Origin of the sequence: Flavisolibacter tropicus, from assembly GCF_001644645.1 — a bacterium.
GTDB classification, from domain to species: Bacteria; Bacteroidota; Bacteroidia; order Chitinophagales; family Chitinophagaceae; genus Flavisolibacter; species Flavisolibacter tropicus.
Map to the genome: position 1 here is coordinate 911,867 of NZ_CP011390.1, position 13,801 is coordinate 925,667.

At 42.5% G+C, this 13,801-nt stretch carries 7 protein-coding genes; all 7 read right to left on the bottom strand.

The features are described from left to right. Positions 1 to 112: 112 nt before the first annotated feature. Positions 113 to 3,337, bottom strand: a complete 3,225-nt coding sequence (locus tag SY85_RS03690; protein WP_082886279.1) for a SusC/RagA family TonB-linked outer membrane protein — start codon at positions 3,335 to 3,337, stop codon at positions 113 to 115. 883 nt (positions 3,338 to 4,220) lie between these two features. Continuing rightward, positions 4,221 to 6,296, bottom strand: coding sequence for a hypothetical protein (locus tag SY85_RS03695; RefSeq protein WP_066401862.1), 2,076 nt, complete (start codon positions 6,294 to 6,296; stop codon positions 4,221 to 4,223). 143 nt (positions 6,297 to 6,439) lie between these two features. Continuing rightward, on the bottom strand, positions 6,440 to 9,142 hold the full coding sequence (locus SY85_RS03700; RefSeq protein ID WP_226998989.1) for a GH92 family glycosyl hydrolase: 2,703 nt from the start codon (positions 9,140 to 9,142) through the stop codon (positions 6,440 to 6,442). A 250-nt stretch (positions 9,143 to 9,392) separates the two neighbouring features. After that, the gene (locus SY85_RS25585) at positions 9,393 to 9,569 is read right to left on the bottom strand and encodes a hypothetical protein (RefSeq protein WP_158512929.1); all 177 of its coding nucleotides are present in this window, start codon (positions 9,567 to 9,569) and stop codon (positions 9,393 to 9,395) included. Then, on the bottom strand, positions 9,566 to 11,323 hold the full coding sequence (locus SY85_RS03705) for a right-handed parallel beta-helix repeat-containing protein (protein ID WP_082886280.1): 1,758 nt from the start codon (positions 11,321 to 11,323) through the stop codon (positions 9,566 to 9,568). The genes SY85_RS25585 and SY85_RS03705 overlap by 4 nt, the downstream gene beginning before the upstream one ends. Before the next feature lie 76 nt (positions 11,324 to 11,399). Next, positions 11,400 to 12,212, bottom strand: coding sequence for a sugar phosphate isomerase/epimerase family protein (locus tag SY85_RS03710; protein WP_066401864.1), 813 nt, complete (start codon positions 12,210 to 12,212; stop codon positions 11,400 to 11,402). A 103-nt stretch (positions 12,213 to 12,315) separates the two neighbouring features. Further along, a complete protein-coding gene (locus SY85_RS03715) occupies positions 12,316 to 13,725 on the bottom strand; it encodes a sugar porter family MFS transporter (protein WP_066401865.1) in 1,410 nt (469 codons plus the stop codon). Positions 13,726 to 13,801 lie beyond the last annotated feature (76 nt).

A 13,801-nucleotide genomic window follows, 5' to 3' on the forward strand; every position in this document is an offset into this window, starting at 1 on the left:
TTATTACAGGAAGCAAGCGAACAAATTATGCTGAGAGAAGCCCCCCACATCAGGGATCTTCTTTTCAATTTTTCAATTAATTTATAATTCATGATTTATTTTATATTATCTATTAAAACCCAAGATTTACACCGAATGAATAGGTTGCCTGTTCCGGATACATTTGACCTCCGTTCACAAACTCAGGATCGATGTAATTAGGTAGCTTCGACAACACGGCAATGTTTTCTGCCGAGAAATAAAAGCGGCAGCTCTGAATTTTCGCGTGGTGTAACCACTCATTCGGTAAAGTATAGGTTGCCATCACGTTTTTCAAGCGCATATAGGCGCCACTGATCATATACCTGGTACTGGTCTGGAAGTTTTTAGCACCTTGACCACTTGAATTGTAAGGTCTTGGGAAAAAAGCATCTACATTTTCACCCAGGTGCGCAAGAAGTCTTGGGTTGCTATTGGCATCTCTATAATAGTCCAGTTGCTTTCCTTGATATATACCCGTACCAATCGAACTACCAGTGTACATATTCCCCCAATAAAAATAACTGCTTGACATAAACAAGTCTCGCTTGCCTACACCTTCAAGGAATGCAGAAACATCTAAACGTCCTACTCTGGGAATGCTATAACCGGTAGCAAGGTTGAAACCAAAGCGGTAGCGGGGCGTACTGTTTCCTATCTTACGCAAATCGCCGGGGTTTTCAACCGTTGAATTGCCTGCAGATATTTCTTTATTACCATCAAGGTCTTCGTACTTCACGTCACCGGCATACCATTGGGCATTTATCTTACTCTGGCTAATGGTTGGTTGTTGTGCTGTTATCTGAGCAGGATTAGGGAAATCATTTGCATTCAGTAAACGATTCGAAGTGTATCCCCAGATCTCACCAAATTCTTTACCCACATACCATCCATTGATAGAGTTGACGGTCGTATTGTATTTGGTTACTTTCGACATCGCATCTGACAGGTTAAATCCTGCACTGTAATCCCATCTTCTGTTGATGTTATCAGCCCAACGCACTTGCGCTTCCCAACCTTTGGTTACAAATGCAGCATTATTTACGTCCGGAGCACTTGCACCTAATACATTTGGCATAGGAGTAGCCGGCCCGATGATGTCCCATGAATTTCTATTGAAATAATCAAACTCTGTGGTTAAGCGGTTGTTGAAGAAGCCTAATTCCAGGCCAAGGTCAGCCGTGGTTAATTTTTCCCAGGTGCGTTCCATATTCAATATGCCCGGCATATTCACATAGGGCAGGCGTTTGCCGTCGAATATCCATGCTGACTGGGCGCCTCCTGTCATCGTAGGTACGTGCAGATAACCCGCTGAGTTACCCTGGTTACCCACGGTACCATATGATCCGCGTAGTTTAGCACGGTTAACAATTGGTGCAATAGATTCCCAGAAACTTTCGTTACTCATATTCCAACCTGCAGATGCTGATGGGAAGAAGCCCCAACGCTTATCAGCTGAATAACGGCCGGAACCATCGTATCGTCCATTCACTTCAAGCAAGTATCTGTTGTCATAGTTGTAATTGAACCTTCCAAAGAAACCAGCAGTAGCCCAATCGCTTATTGCATCATCAAGTGTGGGAGTTGTTCCATACGAAGTATGGATTGAAGGCATATCGATAATGTAAAGGTTCAGGTTAGAACCAGACAAGGATTTCGAGTTACTCTCTTCAGCCTGGGCACCCGCTTGAACTCTGAAGTTATGTTTTGCAAGGCTATGTTCATAAGCCGTATATCCTTGAATGGTCCAGTATGTTCCCAAAGAAGTTGCTTTGGATATCTGGGACACATCCGTAAATTGAACCGGAGTGAGCGCCCCATTAGGTTGTATTTCATAAACAGGTTTCCGAAGCGTCTGGTTGTCATTAAACGCCAAACGCCAGGTACCGTCAACATGTGCTGTCCATCCTTTCATAAGATCAAGATCCAGCCCTAATATATTATCCAGTAGATGTGATTTATTATCAGAGTTACCACCTTCCATTGCCGGGAGAATCCGCGACAGAGAACTATATTGTCCTGAAGTATTTTTTACCGGGATGGTTGGCCATCCGCCGTAAGCAAATTGATAGAACCTGTTTCTATCATTATTCTCACCTGTTGGAGCTAATGTTTTGGAATATGAATAACGGGTACGATAGGTCAGTTTCATCCAGCTATTTACCTGTGCAACCAATCCGCCATTGATATTATACCGCTTATAATTGTCTATATCTTCTATAAAATTAAAAACACCAGGTTGATCCACAAACCCAGCAGAAACAAAGTAATTGACCTTATCAGTTCCACCTTTTACAGAGAAATCATGCTGCTGACGACGTGAAGTACGAAACAATATATCAAACCAATCATTGTTGTTATATGTTTGAGCGGCATTACTCCATGCAATTCCATTATTAGGATTCAGTTGGTCATAGGTATATTTTCCCGGATTATTTACATTATCCTGGATGATATCCAAAGCGGCTGGCGTGAAAAAATCAGCAGCTCCACTATTTGCTTGCGCCTGATTCCTGGAGAGCGCGAAAGTGTAAGAGTCAGTAGTGTGAGGCATTCTCACATTAGAAACATTTGCAAAGTTCCCACTATACGTAAAGGAAGGCTTTTCATTTTTCTTACCCATTTTGGTAGTAACAACCAGTACACCGTAAGGTGCGCGGGCACCATATATAGCAGATGCAGCGGCATCTTTCAACACCGATACGCTTTCAATATCATTGGGGTTCAACATATTGAAGTCTCCCATACCCGCAGGGATACCATCGATCACCACCAGGGGTTCTGTAGTGCTACCTAATGCAGCTTGCCCCCTGATTTGGACAGTAGGCCTTGAGCCGGGTGTGTTACCACCACCTGGTGTGCTAACTACCAAGCTGGGAGCTACGCCCTGCAACAGGGCCGCGGCACTGGTTACCGGGCGATTTTCCAATGCCTTAGCGCTGATCGTTTCGATTGCGCCTGTCATATTTGTTTTCCTTTGCGTACCATATCCTACCACCACAACATCTGATAGTTCTTTTGCTGTTTGTGTTAGAATAACCTGAATATTTCCAGTCCCTGAAACATTATATTCTCTGGCCTGAAATCCAATGCCCGTAAAAATCAATACGCCGCCTTTTCTTATTGAAATAGTAAAGGCACCGGCCGCATTGGTTTGCGCGGCGTTTTTGGTTCCTTTTTCGGATACAGTTATACCTTGAAGGGAGCTCCCCTTTTCGTCTTTAACCGTTCCAGAAACCTCTATTCCCGGTGAATTCTGACTGTAACCCAGCAAGGATACAATCATGCAAAAAACAGCAAGCAAAAGTTTCGATCGCATAAATGGTTCTAATTGTGTTTCGTTAAAAATGAAATTAAAATTGCCGTACTTGATATTATTTGAAAATGGACCAAGTATACATTTGGGTGTACGAAAGCGTGTTTTGCCGATAGGAATTCCAGGTCATTAGCCTTTTTCCAATTGCCTGGAATACGCTGAATATGGAAGAATCAAAAATCATCTACCCATTGCCGCATCAGTATTAATTCCTTATCCAGCCATTTAAACCTGTTACAACTATTACCACAATATGCGGGGATGTGCGATTGTTCTGGACTCGACTATGACACAAATCCTGAAAAGAAATTTGTTAAGGATGTACAATTACTTTGAATAGCAAGTTGACACATCTCTCCCGACATTGAAGAAATATATTGAAGCAAGATAGTTGAACACTTCTAGCCAGATAATAACACTTTGCGTATAAAAACCGTCATTTTGCGAAGCGCATAACCGGCAGGGTTTTGTGCTGGCCAATTCCATGTCACGATTACTTGTGCCCAACCCCAACGAAATTGGGAAAAGAAGCCATTGCCATCGAGACGGAGATTTAGACTCGGGAGTTTTGAAGAAGAGGCATCCCGCGATAGCACAAGGCGCTGACCAACAAACACATAATGGCAGCAGATGGAGTAAATTCATGTCCATTTAAAACCAAAAGCCTGCAGAATAGGCATTCTGCAGGCTTTTAATCAGGAAGTTCTACCTAAGCAAAAGCGGCAACTATTTAGAGATTCTGAACCAAATGACTTTAGATTTAAGATAAAGTCTTGAATCTATAACAGCCTAGCAATGACTATTTTCTTTTTATATCATTCACATACCACTATTCATTCTAAGCTTACTCTTTCAGCTTCACCGTTTCCTGAGACTATACTTTGGCCTAATTGCCTTCTTTGAATATTGGTGGCGCCGGCGCATCGAAGTGCGTACCTGGTTTTAGCGGTTCATCCAACGGCACACCGGTTTTCTTTTGCCGGGATATCTTAATGCCTTGCACTGGAGAAAGATACAGATTGATCAGCGTGCCTTCACAGCCACGATCGGGCATCATTTCGGCATAGACCTTCATACACTCTTCAAAAAGGGCCAACACGTCGTTGCTTATGGCATTGTACTGATCGTTGCTAATACCCGGCTCCTTTAGTTCATTAGCCTTCCTAAATGCCTGCAGGTAGATGATGGTAGCCCTTAACCGGTTGTCGAGAAAAGCTACTGTTTGCTGTGCATACGGAGTTTTATTGCCTGCAGCACATTTACCCAATTCCTGCCTTGCCTCTCCGTATAGCTGCATCATATTTTTCAATTCATTATTGGAAACAAAGTTGAACCCGTTACGCCAATAACCCTTCCAGGCAAAACCAATATTAGAAGTGTGGGCACTGAATGCCTTTTGCAGCAGCAGCATAGCATTACCAAATGTATCTGGAGAGGAAATACCGATACGCTTTGCATATTCTTTATAAAAGATCGCAGGAACTTCAGCCCCATACAATGTAGCCAATGCGGCATAGCGGGCAGTGATCTTATTTTCCTCTGTGCGCCAATGATTGAAGGCTATGGTGTTAATCCTGTATGGACCTGAATCAGAAGGCTGCCCTTCAAATAATTGATGGATACCATTGATGGCATCTTGCTGCAGGTACATCATGCCGTCGAACTCCAGCCAGGAATAAATAGTAGAATTGGCCCAGTTATCTTCGTTCTGCAATACTTTGGGCGTTGCTTTGGCCACATAGGCACTGCCATGTGCAGGCAGAATGCAAATCCTGTCTGCCGGTAAAAACTTCCTTGCCAGATGATAAGCTGCAACATTGTATTGATTGGTGCAATAAATACCGAGCTTTAAAGACGGCAGTTTCATTTTCTGCCGTTTGGCAACATCCATGGCTTTCAGGATATGTCCAATCTGCCCATAGATATAACCCAGGTCTGACTGTACGGCTTGTATGGGCGACGTCAATACGGTATCGTTTAAAATTTCTTTACCAAAAAAAGAAGTAAGAATGGTTTTCGTTTCATCAGCTGTATTGCGCGGGCCCCAACCACCGCCTTCCTCGGTGATCATTTCCATGACATCAATTTGAGGATATCGTTTGAAGATCTGCTGCATAGCATCTAAAGTCGATTGCACATCGGTGCTCTTGTTGCGGGGTTCAAAGGAAAACTGCAGCTTCATGCCCACTCGTTTTGCTTCGCTCATTACTTCATGCAGCCATTGCATAGCCATCTGGCTGCGTTTGGGAATCGTATCGAACCAAGGTTCGATTTCAGGAATGCAGAATGTTTTTTTGTTGTGCACCTTCTTTTTAAGAAGTGCATTGTCAGGTATGTCATGCCGGTCGCCATAGAAAAATTTACCGGCGTATTCTACTGTATCTTTTTTCTTTAACTCATACCACTGACCGGGGTAGCTGTGGAAGGCGATAAAATTAAACCGCATTCTTGCAAGGTTGCGGATGTACTCCTTGGCATCGGGCAATGAGTAGGAAGAAATATCCATCGGGAAATTGATATGCTGGCGAATGCCACGATATTTTACCAATGGAACGATTGTATCAGAATAATGTTGAATGGCTGCCTTATTGATTTTTCCGCCTAGTGTATAACTGCCAAATTCAAAAGTATAGCCTGCTTTTTCCAGCAATGTATATACGGCACAGGGAATATCCTTGTCCGTAGCGCCCGTTAATTCAACGTATTGCTTTTTGTTTTTGGTAAAACATTTTATTGCAAAAGCGCATTCAGGTAATGATGAATTGCTTTTCAAGCTAATGACCCAATCTGCTGATGATCGGTGAGGGGTATATGTAAATCCGGTTTCAGGATGAAGCAATTTTTTCAATTCAGCAATGCTGAATGCAACAGTTGGATTTGTATTATTAGCAACAACAGTAAATTTTTGTGCAGTGACAAACAGCGGCCACAACAGCAAGGAGAAGAATATTTTCTTTGTCATAAGCACAATGAATTGCTTCTAAAGATCAACCCATAATTAATGGTTAGATATAGAGTTCAAGCGTCCCATTTCAGTTTAAATGTCTATAGCTAATTGATTGCTTCCATTTAAACGTTTGATGTTACAAGTAGCAATGATTTCTTTTAAGGCTGATTGCAGGCAGGTGGTAGCTGTCCGGTTCCCCAATGCTTATTAGGTTTTGGACCCATCCACAAATTAAGATATCCCCCACTGGCAAAGCTTTCATGAGGAAACCAAAAGGCATTCAGCTTTTTGCCATTAAGCGTGGCTGACTGGATATAACAATTAGCAGTGCTGTTGTTAAAACAACGGATCACAAATTTTTCGCCTTTGTAATAATTTTTGTTTAACGTAATTACAACTTCATCAAAAATAGGTGATGTGATTTCATATACTGGTTGTTGTGCTTCTCCGCCCATAATATCGAACAAGCCAATTGACATTAAAGCGCTTACAGCGCCCATTTGACCTTCGTCTTCATCATGTCCGCCATATCCAAGATCTGGCGTAGTACCGCCATATGTTTGTCTTTGTACCTGGCGCACCCAATACTGGGTAAGCCAGGGTTTACCTGCATAACTAAACACATGTGCATTGGAGCAGCCGGGCTGGTTCGCATAACTAACATATCCATTTCCATAAGATGCGACAAAATCGAAAGGCTTCGCTTGTTCAAAGGCATAGTTCAAGCGATTGCAAAAACTATCCTTTCCGCCCATCAACTTTACAAGCTTTGTGATATCATGTGATACGCCCCATGTAGCCTGCCAGGCATTCGACTCTACCCAGCCAACGCCACTCAGTGGGTCGTTGTGTAAAAATTTCCCGTCTTTATTCTTGGGGAGAATAAGCTTACTAACCGTGTCAAAACAACTTTCCCAATTGTGTGAACGCTTTTTGAAATATTGATAATCTTCCGTTCTACCTAATTTGGCTGCCATTTGCGCAGTGCCGAAATCCTGGAATGAGGCTTCAATGGTAATACCTGCGTTTCCCGGCCACCAACCTTTTTCTATATAAAACGCTACATTGGGTTTATTACCTCCATCAAGCATACCGCCGGGCATCTGATTTTGCTTTACCATGTTAAAAGCATGGAGCGGATTTGTCTTTTTGATCAGTCCTTTCATGTGCGTACTGCTGATGAAATTGGCTGCAGGATTACCGGTCATTATAAACGAATAACCACCGGCAAATGGTCCCCTTGGCAATAAATTTCCATTGTTGGCATATTCGATTAATGATGCTGAAAAATCGTCCATCAACTCAGGCCACGCCATTGACCAAAGCAGGTTGATGTTCCATTGGGTTAACCAAAAAGCATCGGAGAGATACATATTGAATTTCAGTTTACCATCAGAAAGTTTGGGAACGGTTTTTATTTTGAAGCCCGCATCATAATGAGCATCGCGTCTCCCAAAGCGTTTGATGATTTCGGTACGGTCGGGGTAGTCGCCAGATACATCATTTATTTTCTGGCGTCCCAATAATACATGCCAGAGGTCTGTATAAAACTTTGTGCGTTGTTGCTGCGAACCTCCTTTAACGGCAATCCTCCCCAGCCAGTTGTTCCAGACCGTTTTTGAATGGTTACGTACTTCATCGAAATTCCAGGTAGTGCATTCCTCGTTCAGATTGTTGCGGGCATTTTCAATCGAAGTGTAAGAAATGGCAATTTTCATTTGCACAATTTCTCCAGCGTTCAAGTTGTATTCAGCACCAAGTACAATGCTATCGCCTTTGATATCATTCACGTTCTCTTTTTGAACCGTTTTACTGGTGCTCCATGCATCCAACGATTTAAATGGCTTATCAAATTGTATCACAAAAAATACAGGTATATCAGAGGGCCCTCCCCAAAATCTTTTTCGGCTATGAAAAACTCCTTCAATTTCGCGGTCATTAACTTTTCTCACTTCCGCATCTTCCATGGTTGAACAGTTTATAACACTGCTGCCCATATCCATAATAATACGGGCATTTGAGGAGCGGGTGTACCGAAATTTATAAAAGCTCACTCTATCTGTAGCTGTTTGTTCTACCCAGATCTTATTTTGTTGCAATAAAACGCGATGATAACCCGGTTGTACAATTTCATCATCATGGCTGAAGGCAGATTTCCATGCCTGTCTTCCATCTGCCGGATATTGAGCAGTAGTGGCAGGCATGATTTCAATTCCTGACATCATCCAGGTATGTATTTGCTGAAAGCCCAGAATTTCTTTATCGTTATAATTGTACCCTCCACCAAACTGGTGTTTATTTCGGGTGAGGGGTGCCGCTGTAATCATACCAAACGGCATACTACCAGTGATAAAATATTCATATCGCCCACGTGTTGTCTCAATATAAGGATCTACCTGTGCAACGTAGTCAGTAAATTGCAGAGACGACAGATATACTTCTATTTCTGAAAACCCTAAATCTCGACCAATGCCGTCTGTGGCTATAATACGAATCCATTTTGTTCTCCTGGCGGCAAATCGAACAGCAATCCCGACACCATCAGCCGGTATTTGATGGATACTTTCCGTGGTGCCGTCACTAAAAACTATTTTGGCGCTGCTTATATTATGTACCAAACTAGCCCTGTCAAATAAAACGATTTTGTCAATCAATTGGGCCGAATCCCACTCTAATTGTACCCATGGCAGGCGTATATAACCCCAATCTGCGGTTTGGCCTTCACAGGCCCATTCGCCTAAACCATCTACCCCAACTATTCTGTCTGCTACGTTGCCTGCAGCATAAGACATCCCGAGTTCCGTTGAGGCAGAGATCTTAGCCTTGGGCGCAATATTGTCTGAACTCGCAAAGGAAGGCAAGCTGCATGTTAACAGAAAGAAAATCACAATTCCTATCTGCAAATATTTGCACATAATTAAAATAAAATGGTTTTTGAATATTATAAATCCGGTTCAGTGATATACCAATAAGGGTTTTTACATCTGAGTTTTATAATAGGAAGGGTGAAGACTCACCCTTCCGTTTCTATACTTAATCTATATGAGAGAAAACGCTAAATCACTATGAAATCGTTATGAAAACACAGCACATTGTATTTAAGTCATAGCCCTACCACACCTTCATTTTTTGTTTACCACTTTTTAAAATTTCAAAAGGGCCAGGTGACGGATTAGAGCGATTACGTTTTGTACCGCAATAATCAATTTCCATATTTATATCCGAACCATCAGGATTTTCAAATGAAGCGTTCGAGATAATCGTTTTGGTCAGTGAAGCTGTCGTCACATTTTTCTTTTTTGCGTAAGCCAACCTTTATCCATTGCTATCTCCAAATACACTCCGCCGTTTTGATACAGCAAAGTATCAGCTGCATCAAAATCAGTTCTAACCAATGCATTCGTTTCAATTGCATTCTGTTCTCTGTAGTTTTTCATTTTTTCTTTGGCATCGCCATTCAACTCACCTTTTCTTCTTTCACCCCTGAGGCCGATTGCTCTCACTGAGCCTTTGGTGTATACATTTCCATCGAAGATGACCGGCAATAATGCGTTCGTGTATTGGCTAACATCTGCTCTGTTCACAAACAAATTATTAATGAACTGCACATCGCCTCCCGGATTATCGTGCAAATTTTCAACAAACGTAGAATGTGACTTGTGATAAGGCGTTAACCGGCTATCATAGGGGATCATGCCGATCTTACCCGCAAAAAGATTGTGTACAAATGCAACACCCTGAGAATTCATAAAGACGCTGTTCTCTGAAAGCGAAATATTGTTGCTTACTAAAGTAGGCCCATGACTTACTTCAACAAAAATATCTCGCTGGTTATCATGCATAAGGTTGCCTTTTACCTGCGCCCCCTGCGCCATCCAGTCCAGCCATACGGCCATATTGGAACGGTAAATATGGTTGCCGCTAATCACTACGTCCACCGGTCCATGCAATTTTATGGCAGCCATTTCAGCCCCTGAGAATAACCTGCGAATATGAATATCATGAATGAGGTTGTTTTCAATACGGCTGAACGAACAACCCATACTGCCAACAATACCATTCTGTTCGCAAAAGGCAATATTATTGTTGCGAACAACATGCCCACCGATATTGCTTTTATTCCATCCGAAAGCCAATGCCCGTTTAATGGTCCCTACATAGCCTTCAGCCGATTCAGTATTACGGTTATCATGTTCATCGCCATATTTTCCCAATGCGATGCCCACACATTTTGAATATTGAACCGTATTGTTTTCAATGACCCAGCCACGACTCCAGTGTGTGCCAATCAATCCCATTTGCTCTGCAGTAGGTGGCGCCCAATTAGTAGCTGCATGCTGCAACGTGAAGCCTCTTACGGTTATAAAATTGACAAATGGTTTATCAGGATAAAAAATAGTTTGCCGCACATTGATCTCAGTGGTTTCTTTATTTGGATCTATGTTTTTGAATTGAGCCCAAATGGTTGTTGTGGTTGAATCTACCTCGGCCCACCAAAGCTGTTTTTTTTCTTCAGCTGCTTTCATCACTTCTATTTGCGAAGCTGCTTCCATCAACCAGTCGCCGTTTAAATAGACAGCACCTGTATGGTATCTTCGCTCTTTCGGCGTGGGCCAAAACCAATCGCCACGGATCAAATCACTGTAGGGATTAAACGCTCCAAAAAAGCTGTTAGGAATTTTTACTTCCCATGTATCATTTTCCAGTTTTTTCCATCCAGTAATAACTTCAGAACCCTTTATTTCTACTTTTTCACCTTTGGCTGCCTGATACGTGATTCTCTTATCTTCTGAATCACCTCCCCGAGGCGGCACAACCTTTTCCCTGTATACACCGGCATGAACAGTGACCACATCACCCGGCATTGCCACTTTAGCAGCCGCTGAAATAGTCTTAAAAGGTTTAGATTGCGATCCATCATTAGCATCATTACCGTTCACTGATACATGATACTCCTTGCCTGCCCCTTTTTTTTGTATTGTATTTGCGTATGAAAAAAAAGCGATGCACAATGCGCTTGCAACTAAAAAGAATTTGTTCATAAAAACTTGATTACATCGAGTGATAAATTGTCTCGTACTCTCATTTTCGCTCTCATCGGTATAGTAGAACAACCGACTAATCCTTGCTATACCGTTTTCTCAACAGGTTCATCATAAACACGTTCACCTCCCACTGGTTTGCAATAGGGCTTCCAGTAACCGGATCATGCACCATATAGGGATAAGGCCCAAACTCGGGAGTGATGGTAACGGTTTGATTTATGTTCTTTTTTTGTGCTACTATCTCATCCCACCATGCTAAATGTTTGTTCAAAGCATATTGCCATTCATTCACACGGGGGTCAGGTATTTGCGGACCTTCGGGGTATCCCACACGTGCATGAAAATGGTCAGTTCTTTCCATGGCCAATTGCATTGCAGACTGCTGGTCTTCCAAATAAGATTCTGCCACGCAAACCCAGTGTGAAGCGTCGAGTGTAATTTTTAAGTCAGGAATTTTCTCCAGGTATTCTTTCGTGATATGTGCTGCAAACGAAAATTTGTTGCGGTGGGTTTCGTGCACCACGTTGCCGGAGATTTGAGCAGCTGCCTCTATCAGCTTCTTGTTCTGTTCAAATGAAAAGTAATCTTTACCGGTCTGTGAATTGATCTTTACCAGCGGGTAAGGATTGATTTTTTCCATCCAGGCGCAATACCTGTCGTAGTGCATTGAAAAATCAGCATCCACAGTATCGTAATGCTGTGCGATTATCTTAAGACCAGCTTTTGATGCACCATTCCAAACTTCGTCAAGTTCTGCCTCTAGTGCGGTATAGGCAACGCCGTATTCGATGCCATCATAGCCTGCTTCTTTTACTTGTTCAAAAAAAGTAGCCCAGGCAATATTTTCACTCCCCCAATGTGGACAATAAAACTCAATAGCGGCCATTATAGTTCGTTATTATTTTTGATTCTTCAGGTTGTAAATAAGGTTTGTTAGCATCAACTGCCTGTTTACAGGCACATCTAAGCTTCATTTGGACTTCTATGAACTAGTTTTTATGAAGGAAGAGGGTTTCCATTTCTTCCAACGAACGGCCTTTGGTTTCTTTCACCTTAAACCACATATAAACAAATGCAACTGCACATAAAAGGGCATAACAAAACATGGTATAAGAAGTACCGAGGTGTTTGGTCATCACAGGAAAAGTGAGGGTTACTGCAAAATCAGCCAGCCACAAGGCAAGTGTTGCTATTGACAGAGCCAGACTACGAACGAGGTTAGGAAAGATCTCCGATAAATAGACCCAAACTACTGCGCCCAGGGTAGCACCAAATGAAGCCACATAAAGGAGCATAAAGATTAGTACAACGTAATGATCGAAATACCTATAGGAGAAACAAAGTCCAACCGCCACAAGTGAAATGCCCATAAGGAGGCAACCGGTTAATAAAAGTTTTTTTCTTCCTACCTTATCAACCAGCCCAATTGCCACACAGGTAGAAAGAATATTGACAACGCCAATACCAATGGTTTGCATTAGGGAAGAAGCGCTATCAATTCCGGTCTCTTTAAAGATTACAGGCGCATAATAGATAATGGAGTTGATACCGGTAACCTGTTGAAACACGGCGACTATGATGCCTATGAATAATACAGGTCTATAGGTTTTACTGAATAGCTGCTTGATTGAGATGCTGTGCTTTGCGTGAAAGCTGCTTTCTATTTCTGCCACTTCTTCCTCAATCGACTCTGTCTCTGATATTTTTTCAAGAATGGTTACAGCCTTAGCCTTCTTCCCTTTCATGATGAGCCACCGGGGTGTTTCCGGTACAATCAGCAACAACAGGAAAAACAACAATGACGGCGCTGCCTGTGAGGCAAACATCCATCTCCAGTTATTTGCACCCAATCCATCGAAAATATAATTGGAAAAATAGGCAACGAGGATCCCAATCACAATCGCCAACTGGTAACAGGCAACAAGCCTCCCTCTCCACCTGGCAGGCGCTATTTCAGCAATATACATCGGTGATACCATGGCAGCAGCTCCTACCCCCAAACCTCCAATTAAACGAAACGCAATGAACAGGCTTAAGTTATCCGACAAACCAGCACCAATACCGGAAGCCGCAAACAAAACAGCACACACAATCAGCATCAAGCGCCGTCCGTATCGATCAGCAAGCCCTCCTGCGAGCATAGCGCCTACTGCACATCCGATCAAAATGGAGCCGACCGCCCAGCCAAGCATATATTCACTGAGGGAAAAATAAGCACTGATATAGGGGATTGCACCAGATATAATGGCAGTGTCAAAACCAAAAAGCAGGCCACCGAAAGCAGCCACGCCGCTTACCAGCATTATGAACCTTGCATTGGTCTTACCTGGATTTTTTCCATCTGACCTGCCTGTATTCAAGCGACCAGATTGCTTTGTCATTATTGTAGTTGTTTCCATTTGATCAATTTGTAAGTAATTATGATAAACATTACCTGTACACTTAATAAATCTATTCCGGTAACCGTTCCAGACG